The 18,658-nt window shown below is 54.4% G+C and carries 14 protein-coding genes and 1 tRNA gene; 12 read left to right on the forward strand and 3 right to left on the reverse strand.

Translation table 11 applies throughout. The features are described from left to right. Positions 1–27: 27 nt before the first annotated feature. The 5 genes from NC979_RS24480 (at position 28) to cas12k (ending at position 7,724) form a co-directional block, all read left to right on the forward strand. Positions 28–282, forward strand: a complete 255-nt coding sequence (locus NC979_RS24480; RefSeq protein WP_190517896.1) for a hypothetical protein — start codon at positions 28–30, stop codon at positions 280–282. Further along, on the forward strand, positions 279–2,144 hold the full coding sequence (locus NC979_RS24485) for an AAA family ATPase (protein ID WP_190517898.1): 1,866 nt from the start codon (positions 279–281) through the stop codon (positions 2,142–2,144). Before NC979_RS24480 ends, NC979_RS24485 begins: the two co-directional genes overlap by 4 nt. A gap of 2 nt (positions 2,145–2,146) precedes the next feature. Next, complete coding sequence (locus tag NC979_RS24490; protein WP_190517901.1) at positions 2,147–3,094, forward strand: hypothetical protein; 948 nt, start codon at positions 2,147–2,149, stop codon at positions 3,092–3,094. Positions 3,095–3,291: 197 nt separating this feature from the next. After that, a complete protein-coding gene (locus NC979_RS24495; RefSeq protein ID WP_190517903.1) occupies positions 3,292–5,751 on the forward strand; it encodes a 3'-5' exonuclease in 2,460 nt (819 codons plus the stop codon). Positions 5,752–5,834: 83 nt separating this feature from the next. Next, on the forward strand, positions 5,835–7,724 hold the full coding sequence (gene cas12k / locus NC979_RS24500) for a type V CRISPR-associated protein Cas12k (protein WP_190517905.1): 1,890 nt from the start codon (positions 5,835–5,837) through the stop codon (positions 7,722–7,724). Positions 7,725–8,658: 934 nt separating this feature from the next. Here the strand turns inward: cas12k and NC979_RS24505 are convergent. Next, positions 8,659–8,731, reverse strand: a tRNA-His gene (locus tag NC979_RS24505). Between the two features lie 215 nt (positions 8,732–8,946). On the opposite strand from NC979_RS24505, the gene NC979_RS24510 reads away from it, so the two are divergent. From NC979_RS24510 to NC979_RS24535, 6 genes are all read left to right on the forward strand, one after another. Beyond that, positions 8,947–9,687, forward strand: coding sequence for a TIGR04283 family arsenosugar biosynthesis glycosyltransferase (locus NC979_RS24510; protein WP_190517908.1), 741 nt, complete (start codon positions 8,947–8,949; stop codon positions 9,685–9,687). Between the two features lie 388 nt (positions 9,688–10,075). Then, a complete protein-coding gene (locus tag NC979_RS24515) occupies positions 10,076–11,878 on the forward strand; it encodes a DVUA0089 family protein (RefSeq protein ID WP_190517910.1) in 1,803 nt (600 codons plus the stop codon). 110 nt (positions 11,879–11,988) lie between these two features. Continuing rightward, the gene (locus NC979_RS24520) at positions 11,989–13,212 is read left to right on the forward strand and encodes a DUF4331 domain-containing protein (protein WP_190517912.1); all 1,224 of its coding nucleotides are present in this window, start codon (positions 11,989–11,991) and stop codon (positions 13,210–13,212) included. Between the two features lie 454 nt (positions 13,213–13,666). Continuing rightward, positions 13,667–14,716, forward strand: coding sequence for a tetratricopeptide repeat protein (locus tag NC979_RS24525; protein WP_190517914.1), 1,050 nt, complete (start codon positions 13,667–13,669; stop codon positions 14,714–14,716). Further along, positions 14,716–16,212 (forward strand): nickel/cobalt transporter, encoded by a 1,497-nt coding sequence (locus NC979_RS24530; protein WP_190517917.1) that lies wholly within the window; start codon positions 14,716–14,718, stop codon positions 16,210–16,212. Before NC979_RS24525 ends, NC979_RS24530 begins: the two co-directional genes overlap by 1 nt. A gap of 75 nt (positions 16,213–16,287) precedes the next feature. Beyond that, positions 16,288–16,569, forward strand: coding sequence for a hypothetical protein (locus NC979_RS24535; RefSeq protein WP_190517920.1), 282 nt, complete (start codon positions 16,288–16,290; stop codon positions 16,567–16,569). On the opposite strand, the gene NC979_RS24540 is transcribed toward NC979_RS24535, so the two are convergent. Continuing rightward, a complete protein-coding gene (locus tag NC979_RS24540; protein WP_190517922.1) occupies positions 16,559–17,266 on the reverse strand; it encodes a DUF547 domain-containing protein in 708 nt (235 codons plus the stop codon). The genes NC979_RS24535 and NC979_RS24540 overlap by 11 nt on opposite strands. A 32-nt stretch (positions 17,267–17,298) precedes the next feature. On the opposite strand from NC979_RS24540, the gene NC979_RS24545 reads away from it, so the two are divergent. Next, positions 17,299–17,811 carry a rhodanese-like domain-containing protein gene (locus NC979_RS24545; protein WP_199308785.1) on the forward strand — a complete coding sequence of 171 codons (513 nt, stop codon included), beginning with the start codon at positions 17,299–17,301 and terminating at the stop codon, positions 17,809–17,811. Between the two features lie 16 nt (positions 17,812–17,827). Here NC979_RS24545 and NC979_RS24550 read toward each other — a convergent pair whose 3' ends face one another. After that, positions 17,828–18,478 carry a TIGR04282 family arsenosugar biosynthesis glycosyltransferase gene (locus NC979_RS24550; protein WP_190517924.1) on the reverse strand — a complete coding sequence of 217 codons (651 nt, stop codon included), beginning with the start codon at positions 18,476–18,478 and terminating at the stop codon, positions 17,828–17,830. Positions 18,479–18,658 lie beyond the last annotated feature (180 nt).

An 18,658-nucleotide genomic window follows, 5' to 3' on the forward strand; every position in this document is an offset into this window, starting at 1 on the left:
GAGTCGCAGGTAACGCGGGATCGTTTTATGGCAGAGACCACTACACTACATCCCCTTCAGACCAATACCTGGGTCAAAGCCTCTTGGATGGTGAACACGGCAGGTCTAGAGGTCATTGCCTTTGAGGTAGCCGAGGGGCATAACGGTTGCATTGAAACCTCCCAAGCATTACCCAACCTTAAGATTGTCTTGGTGAATAAAGCTCTAGGCCGTTCTGCCGCTGAGGACAACAGTACGATTGAGCGCTGTCTGCTGGCGCAATTTGGAAACCCTAACCTATGACCGCCAGCGCCATTACCGCCCTGCACCTGGGTAACTTCAAAGCCTTTGCCAACCTTCAGCGGATACCCCTTAAGCCGCTGACGTTGATCTATGGGCCAAACAGCTCCGGCAAATCGAGCATTATCCATAGCCTACTGCTAGCCCGCCACGGTCTAGAAACTGGCGAACTCGACGCCTACAGTACCAGCATTGGCGGTGATGCGGTCGATTTGGGTGGCTTTGGCCAGTACGTGTATCGACGCGATCGCACCAACCGGGTGGAATGGGGCCTAGAGTTAGACCCCCGCCAGCTCTCTGGGCCGCTAAAAGAGTTTTTGCAGCCAATTGACTCCCTAACCGTCTCTATCACAATCGGCCTTGATGGCGACGAGGTGCGGGTGCAGTCGTTTTCTTTAGAAGGCGATGGCGACGAGATTATCTATATGAGTGCCCGCCGAGGCGGAGAAATTTTGCGGTGCGATCGCCTTAACTACGACCATCCCATCATCGCCCAAATTATTGATGCCACCGTTGCCACCCAAACCACGGCTACCCAAATCACCGATACAGACCGAGAGGCCATCAAAGCCGCAATTAACGAGCTAGCGCCAGAGATTACGGCCCAAGCCTTAAACTGGCTGCCCCCAGGCATTATCTTCAATCTGGAGGAAGGTGAACCAACAAAGCCGAAAAAGAACTGGAAGCTAAGGGGTGTCCTATCGGCAGCTGTTGCTGCTGGGGCCATCACTGGTCCCGTAGGGATGACGCTGGGAGCAGCAACGTTAGCCGGGGCAGCAGCCTTCACCCGAGCTATGTCGCCCATTGGCTCGGGGGGGTCGGGCGATCGCCAGCAGGATTTAGTCACTGTGCTTCAGTTCTGGCTTATTCGCCGCCTGCACGACCTAATCTTGGGCATTTCTCAGGCGATCGAGTCCGACTTCAAACATTTTCGATATCTTGGTCCGTTTCGCTCCTACCCACCGCGCCATTTTGGAGCAGCGCGCCAACAAGACCCCAACTGGGATGCCGGGGGCGGAGCTGCCTGGCAAACCTTACTGACCAACGCCAAAGTTCGCGAAAAGGTAAACTACTGGCTATCTGATCCAGAGCGAATGAAAACCCCTTATGAACTGGTTTTACGAGAGCTGATTGCTGGTTCTGACCTAGCTGCCGACCTGCTGCCCCTAATTAACGAAGGATTTCAACAGCTCGCCGTTAAGCTCATTGCTCATGCCTCAAGCTTCGGCAGCGAAACGCAGTCTGAGGTAGAGCGGCTGATGGGTGATTTTGAAGCCTCCCCAGCCCATGAGGTACACACCCTGCCCGAAATTGAAGAACTCGTCTCCATCCTCTTAGATACCGAAGAAGTATCCGAGAGCTGGATTAAACAACTCACCGCCGCCAGCAGTGAACGCACCGTTAATTTAGTGCTGGTTGATCAACGCTCTCAAACCCCCGTTAGCCACCGCGATGTGGGCATTGGAGTCAGCCAGGTCATGCCCATTTTGGTTTCCTGCTACGCCCTAGAGAAGGCCAAAGTGGCGATCGAGCAACCCGAGTTGCACTTACACCCTCGTCTACAATCCGAGCTGGCCGACGTATTCATCGAGTCGGCACTGGGAGAGCAAAAAAATACCTTCATTCTTGAAACCCACAGCGAGCACCTGCTGCTGCGGATTATGCGCCGGATGAGGGAAACCTATAGCGGTACCCTCCCTGAGGGCTGCCTACCCATTACCCCAGAGGATGTCTGCGTGCTCTATGTAGACCCGGCTGGAGCCTCTAGCATTGTGCAAGAAATGCCCCTAAACCCACGAGGAGAATTAGTCAGAGCGTGGCCCGGTGGCTTCTTTGAAGAAGGCTTAGACGAGGTATTTGCCTAGCCATGCTGGTAGAGTACGCCCTAGTTCCAGACGTGCTGAATGCGACCTGCTATAGCAGTCCTGAGCTATGCGAGGCTCATTTACAAATTCTCAAGCCCATCCTGCTCGAAGAAGCCTTGATGCGCGACCTACGAGGAGGCGAGTGGTGGAATTACCTGCGAGATTGGATTAAGGCATTACCTGAACAATGCCACCCCAAAGCCAAAGAACTGCTGAAAAAGCTCAAGCAGAAAGAACGCATTCGCACAGTATCCTTCTGTGGACCGCAGCAACCTAGCTGCCCTGCCGCCTGGCTAGAGGAAGCCTTGGCCTCTCATAGCTGGCAAAATTTAGTGGGAGTTATTACCCTCTCCGAAGTCGCCCGCCAACATCGCGATAACCCTCTCATTACCTCTATCGACAAGCTCAACAACGCCGACTGGCTAAGAAGACGCGAGTCTTCGATTGAAATCCCCAAACAGAGCAGCACCTATCTTCAGCATCTGCGGCTGTTGCTCAACCACGCCAACTCAATTCTCTTTATCGATCCTTATCTAGATCCGACACAGTCCCACTATCAAGAATTCCATTTCCTCCTCAAAGCTATCAACCAAAAAGATATTTCTCCCTTGATTGAGCTGCATGTAGCGGCTAAAGGGATAGATAGGAATGGGGGCGATCGCAGTCAGTTCTCCCTAGCAGAGTGGAAATCTCGATTCCACCCATTGCTTCATGCTTTGGAAGAGTCTGGTCTAGGGGCAGAGGTCTTTATCTGGGAATACTTTCACGACAGATTCATCCTTACTAATCTAGCTGGGATTACGCTAACAGGAGGTTTAGATGTTATTCAGGATCCAAAAGCACGAGTAATCTGGAGCCGCCTACCCAACAGCCTTCGCGACGAAAAGCAGAGAGATTTTGCCCTCAACTCCCCCAAACACACCCTGAAGTATCGCTTCAAACTGGCTTGATTGAATCTTTTGGGAGAACAAAATCAAAGATAGTATTTTTCATTCTTACTCAAATAGCTTTATATCCCCCTATTACGAAGAGATGAGGAGTTGCGCGCAAGCCAGCCAAATACTCCCTTTTTGTAGGAACTCAGTATAGCTTTGGCTAAATTAGGCACATGCAGCACCGCAGTGTCACCCGCGAGGAGCCAAAGTCCATGAGCACCCCTATTTCCTTCAATCCCGAACAGCAAAATGTTATTCGCCACATCGAAGGTGGTCTGCTCGTTTTGGCTCCCGTTGGCACCGGCAAAACCTCTGTGCTCTCAGAACGGGTAGCCGAAGCCATTAAGCGTGGTATTTCTCCTGACCGTATTCTCTGCCTCACCTTCACTAACCGAGCAGCCATGGAAATGGGCGATCGCCTAGCCCAATCCTTGCCCGACGTTCGTCGCCAGCTCACCATCAAAACCTTTCACGGCCTCTGCGCCTGGATGCTCCGCATAGAAGCCCAGACCATCGGCCTACCCGCTGACTTCGTTGTCTACGACGACAACGACTGCTTCGACATCTTGAAGTCACTATCTTGCTTGGAAAAAGACCGAGATGTTTGGAATTTGATGGGCATCATCACTGATTGCAAGTCTAAAGCGCATCAGGATCAGCTCTCTCTAAAACTAACCCTAAGTGACCTATTTACCTCACTTGATGACCGTATCCGCCCGATCGCTCTCAAGTATCAAAAGACCCTCAGTGATCGTCATGCCCTCGACTTTGCCGATCTGATCTTCTTCACCCGGTCAATGCTGCATCACATGCCAAAAGTTGCTGAACGCTGGGCCAACCGCTTCAACCTGGTGCAGGTAGATGAAGTTCAAGATACTCACCTGGGTGAATACGAAATTGTCAGCCACCTGGCGCGCAAAAGCGGCAACCTGGCTCTAATTGGCGATCTAGATCAGACTATCTACGCCTGGCGTGGCTCTGAGCCAGCGGTTGTCTTAGAGCGCTTTAAGGTCGAGTTTAACTCGACGGCCTACTCTCTCTCCCTCAACTATCGCGCTACACAAACCCTGTTGCAGGCTGCCTCTGCCTTCGCCAATGAGTTTAACGAACGCCACACCTCTATTGAACCGTCTCCGACCTGTGCGATCGGCGAAAAGATTATGGTTTACACCGCTGCCGACGAAACCAAGGAAGCTGAATGGATAGCGAGGCAAGTAGCAACCTTGGCCGGGAATTCTCCCAATTTTCGGTACAGCCGCTTAGCTGTACTCACACGCACCCATGCACGGGCTCAATGCATCGCATCTATCTTCGCTAAAGCTGACATTCCTTGTGTCACCGTTGAGCAATACCAGTTCTTCATGCGTAAGGAAGTCAAAGATGTCTTGGCTTATCTACGCTTCATTACTAATTCCTTTGATGCCGGTGCATTCAAGCGGTTAGTCACCACCCCTAGCCGAGAGATTGGCCTAACCACCCTCCGCTCAATTTATAGGGAGGGCCAACCCTGCGGATTTCGCGTAACCGATTTGGCCCTACCTCAACCGTTTGTGAATGATGACCCTCTAGGAGCTGTCACGGAGGCTTTTCTCCACGGCACCATGGTCGTCTTTGATGTTGAAACGACAGGTACTGCCGTTGGTAGCGACATTGTTGAAATCGCAGCCGTCAAGTTAGTGAACGGTCAACCCATGGACCAGTTTCATGCCTATATTTCGGATGCTACCGATGTCGGTGACTCCGAGCAAATCCATGGCTACGACAATGATTTCTTAACGCAAAATGGCCACCCTGCCCAAGCTGTACTGCAAAGCTTCTGCGAGTTTGCCGGTAAATCGCTGCTAGTCGGTCACAATGTTGGGTTTGACATCAAAATGGTGATCGCACATGCCCAAAAGGTTGGTATTCAGGCCCCCATCTGGCAGTGGGCCGACACCTGGAACCTAGCCAATCGATTCCTCAGGGCTGAAAGCTACAGCCTCGAAAACTTAGCCAGCCAGCTCAACCTAGCCTCTACGCCTAACCATCACGCCATGGATGATGTGCTGACTACAGTGCAGCTATTAGGTCATCTAGTGCCACTAATTCAGGAGACTGCCAGCGATCGCGTAGCAATATACTACAAGTATGGAGAAAAATTTGCTCCCCTCGCCGACGAAATTGCCCACTGGAAGGCTCTCAGTCAAACCATTCGACCAGCTCAGCTCTTGATCCATATCCTCAACAGTTCAGGCTTGGCAAGTCTCTACGGGCAGGCCCCTGACCGCGTGCAAAATCTTAAGCAACTAGTAGTCATCTTTCGTACCCAAGATGACGCTGCTCTGCATCCAGACACTGCTCTAAGAAGCATTCTAGAGTTTACGGCACTAGCTAAAAATTTAGACCACATTTCAGAGCAGGACAATCAAGCTGTCATTATTACAGCCCATCAATCCAAAGGGTTAGAGTTTGACCACGTCTTCGTTGCTGGGATGTCTGACGGCGAGTTCCCAGGGTTCTACAGCATTGAGAATGGAAATGTAGAAGAAGAGAAACGTCTCTTCTACGTTGCCCTAACACGGGCCAAAAAGCGCCTTCATATTTCATGTTTTGCTGAAAATAGGTGGGGGTCTCAGTCTCCAAGCCAGTTTTTAGCGGCCTTACCACCAGCACTAGTTGAACTAAGTTTTTGATTGTTTCTTTTCAGATAGAAAATTAAAGGCCTAATCTAAATATGTTGCAGTACAATTGAACTAAATCTCGAAGCTTAGGCGCTGTGAGTCAGAAAACGATTCAATGTAAGCTTGTCGCCTCACCCGCAACCCGGCAACACCTGTGGATGCTGGCCGCAAAAAAGAACACCCCATTAATCAATGCCCTCATTCAAGCCGTCGTCACCCACGACGATTTTGAGACCTGGCGACTCAAGGGTAGGCACCCCACCGATGCCATCACCCAGCTTTGTAAAAGCCTGAAGACTGAGACTCCCTTCTCTGGCCAGCCTGCTCGGTTTTATACATCTGCTGAAAAAGCCGTCAACTATATCTTCAAGTCCTGGTTTACCCTCCAGAGTCGCCTCCAGCGCCAAATAACTGGCAAGCAGATGTGGCTAACTATCCTCAAAAGTGATGAGGAGCTAACCGAGATGTGTGGCCAGGATTTAGACACTGTCCAGAAAAAAGCCGTTCAAATTCTGGCTCAGCTTGAAAAAGCTGTTGAGATAGATGAGACCGAGGGCAGCCAAGGCAAATCAAAAAAAGACGTGATTAGGGCGCAACTCTTCAAAAAGCACGATGGTGCCAAACAATCCTTAATCCGCTGTGCCACAGCTTATTTACTCAAAAACGGGGGCAAGATTCCCGACCAGTCGGAAGACCCCGAGAAATTTGCCTATCGCCGCCGCAAAGCCGAAATTCAGGTGCAGCGCCTTCAAGACCAACTCGAAGCCCGTATCCCCAAAGGACGAGACTTGACCGGGCAAGCCTGGCTCTCGACCCTACTAACTGCCACTACCACCGTGCCCAGGGACAACCGCGAGCACAAGCAGTGGCAAGACAAGCTGCTGGCCCAGCCTCATACCATCCCCTTCCCCATCTTGTTTGAAACCAACACAGATTTAGTCTGGTCTCAAAACCAAGCCGGTCGCCTCTGTGTGCGCTTCAGCGGGCTCAAAGAGCATACCTTTCAGATTTTCTGCGATCAACGGCAGCTTCCTTGGTTCCAGAGATTTCTAGAAGATCAAACAACCAAACGGGCCAGCAAAAACCAGCATTCCAGTGCCCTCTTTACCCTGCGTTCAGCCCGCATCTTTTGGCAAGAAAGCGATCGCAAGGGCCAACCCTGGGAAACCCACTATCTCACTCTATTCTGTACCGTTGACGTTCGCCTCTGGAGCGCCGAGGGCACCGAGGAAGTGCGCCAGGAGAAAGCTGTAGGGACCGCCAGAGCGCTGACCCGGATGAACGAAAATGGCAGCCTATCTGATACCCAGCAAAGCAAAGCAAAGCGGCTCACCTCTACCCTAGAGCGGATCAACAGTCCCTTCGACCGCCCCAGCCAACCCCGATTCCCAGGCCAATCCCATATCATCGCTGGCCTTAGTCTAAGCTGGGATAACCCTCTAACTCTAGCTGTTTGGAACGCTAAGACCCAGGAAGTGCTGGTGTACCGAAGCCTCCGGCAGCTACTTGGGAAAGACTATTCCCTCTTTCTCCGGCAACGGCGAGAACAAGGTAAACAATCCCACGATCGCCACAAAGCCCAGCGACAGGGCAAGAACAACCAGTTTGGCACCTCTAACGTGGGGGAGCACGTAGATCGCCTGCTGGCTAAGGCTGTGGTGGTCACAGCTCAGCAATACGGAGCGGGTAGCATCGCGATTCCCAAGCTGGACAACATCCGTGAGATTCTCAACGCCGAAATTCAGGCCAAGGCCGAGCAGAAGGCCCCAGGCTCCATAGAAGGCCAGAAACGCTATGCCAAGCAGTACAAAAGCAGCATCCACAAGTGGAGCTACGGCAGGCTGCTAGATCAAATCGCGAGCAAAGCCGTCCAGAATGGGTTAGCCATAGAAGCCGTTAAACAGCCCTTGCAGCAGAATGCTGGGGAGATGGCGAAGGCAGTTGCGATCGCAGCCTATGAATCCAGACAGGCAATAGTATCTTAGAACTAGAGCCTGCACTACAATAGGCCAAAAGCTTTGAACCTAGAAAACTGAATAACTGAATAGTTTAATAGCGCCGCGACTCATGCTTTGGCCTCTGAGTCGTGTGAAATAAGGGTTAGTTTGACTGTCGGATGACAGCCGTGCTTTCTGGCCCTGGTAGCTACTTGCCCTGATGCTGTCAGACGAAAGGCTTAGGCTTTTCCGAAGAGATTAAGTCGTAGTTGACGTGCTAGTAACCTCAATTATGGCGTAGGTGCGCTCCCAGCAATAGGGGTGCAGATGTACTGCTATAGCGGCTACCAAATCACCCCCGAGCAAGGGGGAACTCGCTCCAATACTGCGTTTGAGGGTCTTCCTCAGGGTGTAGTTATCCTGAGCGATCTGCGCAAAGTCTGAAGTGCCTATCAAATAGTCGTTCTAGGTCTTTGTAAAGGTCAAAAGATCCACTAAATTAGTCAGTACAGTCGGGATAGATGAGCCGATTCGCTTAAATGACTTCTAAAAGCCTTGACTTGATTGCTTTTAAGGAGCCTGCGGTCACAATCAACTATCCTGACCAGGGGAGGTTGAAAGTGGAAGAACACAAATGGACACCGCCGCCTTTTTAATTGTTACAATCAACCACCTTGAACAGGGGATGTTGAAAGTTGTGGCAGTGGAATCCCGCTCCTGGCAAAACTGGTATCCTTTCAACCACCCTTGACAAAGGTGGTTAAAGATCAGATTCAGGCAAGGCTTAAGCGAGTTGAAAGAAGGCAGTGGATTGTGATTCTTGCATGAATCGACATTTAACCACCGCAGCAAGGAAATAAACGACACTTATTCTGTCACCGCCTCTTTAGCGACAGCAGTATGTCTCGATGACACTAACTTGTCACTGATGACAGCAATGTGTCATCGATGACAAATAAAGTGTCACTGTACATAAAACAAGGGCGGATGATGGGGCTCGAACCCACGAATGGTGGAATCACAATCCACTGCCTTAACCACTTGGCTACACCCGCCGTATTCGCGATACTTAATATAGCATCGATGATCACCTCAGTGCCACGACTGAACTAACTTTTATTCTGATCGTTTCCAAAGCCGAGATACCGTAGCGTAGAGCTAACCTGCAAACATTTGAAGGGACTGAGGTTCAGCCCGGTGAGGGTAGCTGTTTTTGCTGTTAGGCGACAAAGTTGTGCAGTATTGGGCTTTGTCTGTCTTTGGGTTTGCCATGCCGGTTTCCATCATCATCCCCACTTGGAACGAAGCGGCTTGTCTGGGCCGTACCCTAAATGTCTTGCAGAGTCTCAACCCACCTCCGCGCGAAATTTTATTGGTGGACGGGGGCAGCCACGATCGCACCCTGGAGATTGCCCACTCTTGGGTCGATCGCCTGCCATTAACGGTGCTCCAAGCTCCCGCCCCGGGGCGATCGGTGCAGATGAATTGGGGGGCCGCTGCCGCCAAGGGCGACGTGCTGTGCTTTCTTCACGCCGACACCCTCATTCCCGACGACTTGGTACAGGTAGTAGAAAACACCTTAGCTAACCCGACGGTAGCTGGTGGTGGGTTTATTTCTCTAATGGCTGGACCGCAAAAAACTCGCTGGGGTATTTCGCTGCACAATGCCCTCAAAACCTACTATGCGCCGCTACTGTTTCGGCCCCATTTATTTATGCGTGGGCTGCGCTTGCTGTTTGGCGACCAGGTCATGTTCTGCCGCCGAGCTGACTTTATTGCCTGTGGCGGATTCGACCCAGCCCTGCCGATTATGGAGGAAGCTGACCTATGCCTCAAGCTTTGCCGCCTGGGTCGCTTGTGCCAGCTCAGCCGAGTCGTTCAATCCTCGGACCGGCGGGTAGCTGCTTGGGGAACTTTAAGGGCCAACGCCATCTATTTGATGATCGGGGTGCTGTGGGGCATTGGGGTACCTGCTACTACCCTAAAGCGATTTTATGAAGAGGTCCGCTAGGTCGGCAAACGGATAAAATTCTCAAGCCGTTTGTATGAGAGTGACTTCATAGCGATGGCCCCTGTGTTTAGGCTACCCGGTCAGTACTACCAGCAAAAATTGGGGGTAGTGCGTGGTATACAGCGCTCGCGATCAAAAGCAATACAGACCGTTCTGGTTACTTTGGCGACACTGTAAATCTTCAACAGCTAGACCAAAACCGACGACGCACAACCATTTCGACGGTTTAGCCAAGGCGAAAGAACTTCGCCACTGAAGATGTGTAAAGTTTCTTTACGTATTTCCGGGTTTAAATCTGCTTCACAAAGTTGGGCGTAGTTGGCATGAAAACCTTACCCAGCAGGGTTGACTTGAACAAGGTTCAAGTGCCCGGCATAGGAGCGTTTGCATGAGCCCCCTTGATGCTGAAGCCCCCAATTCTGAGATTCTCCCGGCCCCTACTCAGCCCCTTGCCTTTGTCGAAGCTAATGATGTTGGAGAACAGCCTGACGGTGCCTTCTCTGTCGTTGCTGATCTAGTACAGCCATTGGCGTCAATCTCTGGCAGCCTCTCTGGAGATGCCGATCTCTTTCAAATCTTCATTTCGGGCGAGCAGCCCTTTTCTGCAACGACGCTAAGTGCAGCAACCTTGCTCGGCCTGCCCATCGACAATGCGTTGGGGATCCCCAACAGCCTGCTGGAAGATCCCCAGCTCTTTCTATTCGATAGCGTGGGCAACGGCGTCTATGGCAACGATGATCTATTTGGCTCGGCCCAGGCAACCTTGCCCTCCAAATCAAGCTTGCTCACTCCCGGCATTTACTACCTGGCCATTTCTGGGTTTGATTACGACCCCATCAGCACCGGTGGGGAAATCTTTCCCGACGAATCCTTAGATGGCGTTTTGTTGCCCACCGGGCCGAGTGCAGGCTCCCCGCTAGTGGGGTTTGCTGGCGAGGGTGCCTCTGGTGGTGCCTACACCATTGCCCTGACCGGTGCCCAAACCGTCGCGCCGACCCCGCCGCCCCAAGAATTTGACCTGTTGGGACTGACCGACGACAACCAGCTCGTGCTGTTTTCTACCGAAAATTTGGCTCAGACAACCCCGTTATCTGTGACTGGTCTTGAAGGCACCCTCATAGGCATTGATGTGCGTCCGGCCAACGGATTGCTCTACGGCCTCACAACCACCAACCAGCTCTACACCCTAGCCCTCAAGGGCAACGTGGCTGAAGCAACGCTGGTGAGCACCCTAGCTCAGCCCTTTGAAGGCGGGGCCGTTTCGGGCTTTGACTTTAACCCCGTGGCCGATCGCCTGCGTCTAGTGGGCGAGAACGATCAAAGCTTCCGCATCAATGTCGATACCGGTGCGGTGATTGCGGACGGAACCCTGGCCTTTGGCCCTGGAGATGCCAATGCTGGAGCTAACCCCAGGGTAACTGGGGCGGCCTACACCAACTCGTTTGCGGGTACCACAGCAACGCAGCTCTTTGACCTCGACGCTGAGCTCAACACTCTGGTGCTGCAAAACCCGCCCAACGATGGCACCTTGCGAACGTTAGGCGGGCTGGGTTTTGACCTTGACAGTTTGGGGGGGTTCGAAATTGTGGCCTCCTCGGCGGGAGACAACACGGCGTTTGTAGTGTCTGATGCGACCCTGTATGCCCTCAATCTTGAGTCTGGGGTGGCAACTAGTCTGGGGGCAATCGGCACCGACGACACGATCAATTTTCAGGGATTGACGGCCGCGCCCGCGATCGCCGACGTTGAGCCCTTACCCGAACTATTCGACCTGACCGGCTTTGACGGCAACGTGGCGATCAACGTGATTCAGCAGCTCTCCCGCGAGGCCTTTTTTGATAACGTGCTGGCTTTTTACGAGACCGATGCTCGAGGACAGGTGGATGGTCTGCTGCCCGGAGACGCTGGCTATGAGGCGGCTGTCGCCGCCAACCTGCTGGACGGCGTCGAGCTAATGGTTGGCAACAATCAAAGCATTGATGTGACGCTAAACCTCCCTGGCGGAACCTACTATGCGCCGGCATTGCTGATTGACGGCAGCCTGCAAAATCTGGCAACGGTGGGCGACGCGGCTCTAGGGCAGGCGCGCATTAAGCGTGAGGGCAATACGTGGCTATTTGAAGATGCCGGAGATTTTGACTTTAACGACCTAATCGTGACGCTCACCCCTGAGATCAGTGCGATCGCCTAGGCGACCGGTTCAACGGTCACTTGACCAATTGAAAAGCCTAGGAATCTACAGATTAGATGTCTAGGCTCAAGCCTTGTAATTCCTATCAACAATTAAGGGTTATTTCTGCCATGAAGACCACGAACAAAGCCTTCAAAAAAGCCCTGTATGCCGCTGGGCTAGTGCTAGGGCTAGCGACCACCATTGGTGCTGGTGCAGTATTTGTCAATGCGTCTGACCACGATGACGGTGAGTCAGAAATCAAAGGGCGCAACCTGAATTTGACCGACTTGTATGTGTTTCGAGAAGTAGATCAAAACACCACCGCTTCGCCAGAAAATTTGGTTTTGATTATGAATACCAACCCCCGGTCTGTGGCGGGGCAGCAGTATTATTTCAGCACCCGCGCGAAGTACAAGTTTAATATTTCTCGAATTAGCGACAATGATGCTACACCGACAGGATTGTCTGACGTTGTTCTAGAGTTTGAATTTGGCCCGCCGAAGGGCAACAATCGCCAAGACTATAAGCTGACGGTAACAAAAGACGGCAGCAAAGACGTGGTTGAAGGACAGACAACCGCGCTAAAAGAGCCCCCAGTCCTAAACACAGGCACTGTCGATGGCTCAAAAGTTCAAGTCTTTGCAGGGCTGCGCGAAGATCCGTTCTTTTTTGATGTAGAGCAGTTCTTTCGGGTGCGGGCTGGGGCACTGGGCAAAGGGCCCGCGGTAGGGTTTCGCCCCCCTGAGGAAGCCGTGGACTTTACTAAGGGGTATAACGTCAATGCGATCGCCGTTCAACTACCGATCGAGCTGTTGCAGGGTTCAAGCAATGCCACGACCTTTGATGTGTGGATGACGGTGACACTGCCGGGGAGCAAAAAGTTTAGTCAGGTCGAGCGCCTAGCCCGCCCCGCGGTCAATGAAGGCCTAATTGTCACCAACGACTTCCTCAACACCCTCAACAGCGTTGACCCAGCCTTTGAGGCCGCAGCCTTAGCGGGTCAAGAACCAGCAGCCAGTGCGGCTGGCCCCATTGTCGGCGAGGCAAAACAAACCCTGCTGGCGCTCGGCAATAGCGATGCTAGAGCCGATGCCTTGCTCCAGGCGTTTTTGCCCGATGTTATGCGGATCGACACGACTGGGCCTAGCGGTTATGCCAATGCCCTAAATGCTAAGGGCAGCCCCATTGCCGGACGGCTGCTGACAGATGACGTTATCGATATCACGCTCGCCGTACTTACCAACGGCGCGGTTACAAGCGACAACGTTTCCTATAGCGGAACACCCGGCAACCCAGCCCAGGGCCACGATCCTCTAGAGGCCTCTTTTCCCTACCTGGCTCCTGCTAACTAGCATTCGCCCGCTAGCTAATTAGCAAACACACCCAGAGCGATAGAGGAGCCTGTCTGTATCGTTCTGGTTCGCAGGTTGAAAGGTTTGAATGTTCACGCCTTTCAACCTGCATTTAGATTCTTCTTTCAACAGTCTCTACCTGAAATGACCAGCGCAGAACGCGACCGCAATGGTATCCATTAAATCAATTACATCAGTCTCGAAGCGAACGTCTGCGTATCGAGCGTTGGGCCTGGGTCTGCTCGCGATTGGGACAGTCGCCCTAACGCAGGTTCCAAATTGGCAATGGCCGGGGTTCGGGCCTCGGACTGACTACAAATATGCATTTCCTGGCTTCCTAGATCGCCAAGATCAGCAAACCTTAGAGCAGTCGATTTCGTTCTACCAAGGCCAAGTCCAGAAGCATCCAACCGATGGGCTCGATCAAGCGACGCTAGCCAATCTTTACATTCAGATGGCCCGCGCCACGCGTAACGACAGCTGGTATTTGCTGGCAGAAAAGTCGGCCCAGCAATCGCTGGTCAATTTGCCCTTTGACAACAAGGGAGCCGTCTTGGCCCTAGCTCAGATTGCTGAGGCCCAGCATGACTTCACAACCGCCATTCGTTTAGCTAAAAGCGTGGGCCACCCCGACGCCCTAGGGCTTGTGGTCACGGCCAAGCTCGCCCTGGGAGAGGTTGAAGAGGCTGCTGCCGAAGCGAACAAGCTGGCAGAGCAGTATCCGTCGTTGGGTAGCCTAACGCTCAAGGCATTGGCTCACGAGGCCCAGGGGCAGGATGACCAAGCCCTGGCGGCTTTTCAGCAGGCGATCGCCGCGGAAGAACCCGATAACTCCGTCGGTTCGGCCCAGGCTCGCGTGTTTTTGGGGCGATTTTACGCTCAGCGAGGCAACCACAGCCTAGCTAAGGGCCTCTACCGAGAAGCGCTGCGAATCGTCCCCGACTACCCACTGGCCCATCTTCAGCTAGCAGAGTTGGCTACGGTGAAAGGCCAGTACCGCACCGCCAAATACCATTACCAAGCGGTCGGGGGACCAACGGCTCTGCACGGTTTGGCTCGACTGCAAGCCCTGCAGGGGCGATCGGCAACTGAGGCCTGGAAAGCTGCTGAAACTGAGCTGCGGCGCAATGTTGAGGGCAACGCCCTCGGGCACCGGCGCAATTTAGCCCATCTGCTGCTGGAACGGGGTGACCCCGCCGATGTAGCAGAGGCAGTGGCGCTGATGGAAACCGAAACCGCTAACCGCCGCGATGCCCAAACCCTCGACACTTTGGCCTGGACGCTGGGGTCGGCGGGCCGATTGCCTGAGGCCCAGCAGGCACTTCAAGAAGCATTGGACCAGGGGGTGCGCAGTGCGGCGATCGCCTATCGAGCCGGAGAAATTGAGCTGGCCCTGAATCATCCCGTCCAGGCGGCAGAATTTTTTCGCCAGGCGACCGAGATAGATCCCACGTTTACCCCCCAAACCCGGCAGCGGTTAGGCCTAACCAAACAGGAGAAGTGATGATTACCCAGCAGTTTCACCAGGATTTGCGCCGACTTCGCTGCCGCTGGTACAGTGCCTTGGGGTTGTTGGTCGCCCTCATCTGCATTGGGGTTGGGCTGGCGATCGCCCCGCCCGCCGCTGCCCACTGGGGAGATTTGGCCGCCGCTGAAATTGCCACGGAAGGGACAGAGACGCGCATCGCCCTGACCTACCCAACTGGGTTGACCGCCTTTGCCGACGACGACAGCAGCGGACAACTCTCTACCGATGAACTGATTCGTCATCAAGAGGCACTAACGCGACAACTTGAATCCGCGATCGCCCTCAAAGACAGCCGTAACCAATCGCCCCGGCTAACCCTCCAGCCCACCGTAGACAGCGCCTCTGCCAACGCCAGGATTGCCCCCGGCAGCCACACCACGCTGCAACTGTTGTATTCCTGGGCAGAGCCGCCCTCGGGGTTGGCGATCGCTTACACCTTGTTTCCGCCCGATGCACCCGAGGCTAGCTGTCTGGCCACCATTGCCCAAAACGGGCAGGTCACCAACCATGTCTTTACCCCTCAAGATCCCAACTTCACCGTGAGAACCGCAGGCTCAGCCGCTTTGGGCAGCAAAGCCTGGTTTGTCACGCTGCTCGGGGCATTCTTGTGGGGGGCTGTGCACTCGCTGTCGCCGGGACACGGCAAAACCCTAGTGGGGGCTTACTTGGTAGGCGAACGGGCCACCTCTCGCCACGCCTTGTTTTTGGCGCTGACAACCACCGTAACCCACACCCTTGGTGTCTTTGCCCTAGGGCTGATCACTCTGGCGGCGGCCCGCTATGTGCTGCCCGAGCAAATTTACCCCTGGCTGAGCCTGCTCTCAGGAGCCATGATTGTCTGCATCGGCGCCAACTTGATTACCCAGCGGCGTCGGCGATCTAGCCATCAACCCAGTGCCCATATCCACGCTCTCGGTGAACTGCCTCACGCCCACCACGGCATCCATACCCACGCGCCTAGGGAAGCTCATGTCCACGCCCACAACAATTCCCACGGCCACGAGCACCATACCCACGCCAATCCTCATCATGTCCATGGGCATCACTCCCACGCTCCCGAGCACCTCGGTCACGCTGACCCCCATGCTCATGCCCACGATCATCACCACGACGGACACTCCCACAGCCACTTGCCTGTGACGCCCGACGGCACCGCCATGTCTTGGCGCAGCCTGCTCATGCTGGGCTTGTCGGCGGGGTTGGTGCCCTGCCCAGCGGCCCTGGTGTTGCTGCTGGGGGCGATCGCCTTTGGCAATCCGGTTTCGGGGTTGCTGCTAGTGGTGGCTTTCAGCCTAGGGCTGGCCAGCGTTTTAGCGGGTTTGGGTCTACTGCTGGTTTCGGCCAAACGAGTGTTTAAGCAGGTGCCTGTGCCTCGCCTTCAGTCCTTGCAGTGGCTACCGCTGGCCAGCGCGATGGGCATCACCATTATCGGTCTGGGCATTTCGACCCGATCGCTCATGCAGCTGCTCTAGCGCCTGACCAAAGTTTCACCGTCAACGTTTTTGCTCACCGCCCGATTTGCCCCTTTCAATTACAGGATGCACACCATGCCAACTCTCCTGCGCTGGACAATGACCCTGCCCTTGGCGATCGCCTTTGTCTCACCCGCCCTGGCCAATCCGGCAGCCCCCCAGCAGGCCGAATCCGTCGTGTCGCTCTTTTGTTACATGGTTACCACCGACGGCCAAGTGCGCGACCTGTCATCGCTCTGCGGCAGCTCTGCAGATGCCACCCCTCAACCAGTAGTTCAAAACACCGAGCCTTGCTATTTCTTAGACAGCGATGGCAAACCCTGTACGGCCACGGGTAAACCCATCTTTAGCAATTAGCGCTATTGGTCTGATCGTTTAGGCTCCAGTCGTAGGGCAGGTAGCGGATCTCAGTCAGAGCCGACAGGGGTGAACTCGGGCTCAGGTACGTGCCGATGTAGTCAGGCACCGAGGGGGCAACCCGCAAAAAGTCTTCGCCATACCACTTAAAGATCATGCTGCAGTAAAGCACTCCGGTCTCGGCGTCGTAGCGCACCTTGTCAGGATTGTGGATGAAGCGGTGGGCGTCTGTTTCGAGCTGGGCCTCTACAATGTCGGGCCAGTAGGCTTCGTTGCGCAGAATCGGGCAACCCCCAGAGGCACAGACTAGAGCAAAGTGTGTGCGTGGCTCTTTGAACTGGGGGCGCAGCAGGTCGTGTTCCAGATTGTTCAAGCTGACGGATTTGCCATCGAGCCTGTAGAGAGAGCGGCTGAAAAATCGCCAGAAGGCCAGCCAGTTGGGGATCCCTAGCACCTTGGGCAAAATCGAGTCGATGGGGTAGCGAGCGAGCACCTGCTGAATGGCGAGGGCGTTGTAGAGGTTGATGATCAGAGCCAACGATTCTTCAGAGGTTAGGCCATCGCGGCTGTCGGGCAACGAAGTCAGCCAGGCGTCCAGATCGGGAGCAGCCTCGCGCTGCCAGCGGGCGTAGCCAACCCGGCCCTTGTCATCGACGTAGGTCTGAAGCAGCGTATTCCAGGGGGTAAAATTCACCATGCCCATCTCCTGCGCCTGACGCGTAATGCCTTATGTTCTCAATGCCAGCCCCGACGGTGCCACTGCGGACCTTAGCGCAAGCCTTGGCCTGGTGGGTCGTAAGCCGCTGGGTACAGCGGGCGTTTCCGGGAGTGCCAACTCTAACGACTCAACAGCTGGCCGAATGGTTAAGCCAGGGCAGAGCACCTTCCCCTATTCTGCTCGATGTGCGCGGAGACGACGAGTTTGCCGTTAGTCACTTGCCGGAAGCCCACCGCGTCGCCAGTCTGGATGCGGCTCTGGCTTTGGGGTTAGACCGCGATCGCCCTATTGTGGCCTACTGTTCAGTGGGCTATCGCTCGGCTCGGCTAGTGGAGCAACTGCAAGGGCTGGGCTACACCGAGGTCTATAACCTAGCGGGATCCATCTTTAAATGGGCCAATGAGGGGCGATCGCTGGTCAACCAAAATCAACCAAAACCCCAAGTGCATCCCTACAACGCCATCTGGAGAATGTTGCTCAAACCTGGCCTCGCCGCTCCCCTGAACAAAAACAATGGGGAGTAGCCCAAAACAGCATTCTCTAGACGCCCCCGCTGACGATGCGCTCCCACTGGGGGAGGTCGGCAGGATAGTCAATATCGGTGAGGGGGGTTAGCAGCTCAATGGTGAGCCCTTGGGCCTTGGCGATCGCCAGAGTTTGCTCCAATACCCGGTCGGTGCCCCAGTCGATGTCTTTGAATAGAGCCATCTCCAGCTGCCGCAGCCCAATTAGATAGTAGCCGCCGTCGGTAGCAGGGCCGATCGCTACATCAACCCGCTCTAGTGCCTGGAGCGCGGCGGCGAGGTGATCGGTGCCCAGAGCGGGGCAGTCGCTGCCAATGGCGATCGCCCCAGGGCGGCCCAGATCAAAGCTTTGGCTAAAAGCAGCGATCAGGCGATCGCCTAGGGAACCCGAGCTTTGGGCGCAATAGGCGACGGCATTGCCCAGCCAGCCCTGCATTTGCGCCAGACTGCCCCCAGCGAAATGAACCTCCACCGTCAGGGGCAAATGCTGGGCGGCAGCGGTCACTTGAGCTAGCACATGCTCAGTCATTTGGCGCTGGAGCGTTGCCGCCCCCTCTGGTCCCAGGTGTGGAATCAGGCGAGTTTTGGTGCGTCCGGGCTCTGGGTAGCGGGTAAACATTAGCAGGCCAAAGGGCCTCTCTTTAGCGCTGGCATGTGGTTGACCCATAGTGAAATTCCCCTGCGCTATCTGTGCTATTGCAAATGTCCATCAAATTAGGACAGGAATCCTCTGGTAGGGGCATTGCACTGCAATGCCCCTACCAGAGGATTCCTGCTCAATATCTATCATGGGTCAATGTTGCTTCACAGGCCAAGCTGGGGCGATCGCGAGACAACGAGCTATCAA

It is taken from the genome of Leptolyngbya subtilissima AS-A7 (assembly GCF_039962255.1).
Taxonomy (GTDB): Bacteria; Cyanobacteriota; Cyanobacteriia; order Phormidesmidales; family Phormidesmidaceae; genus Nodosilinea.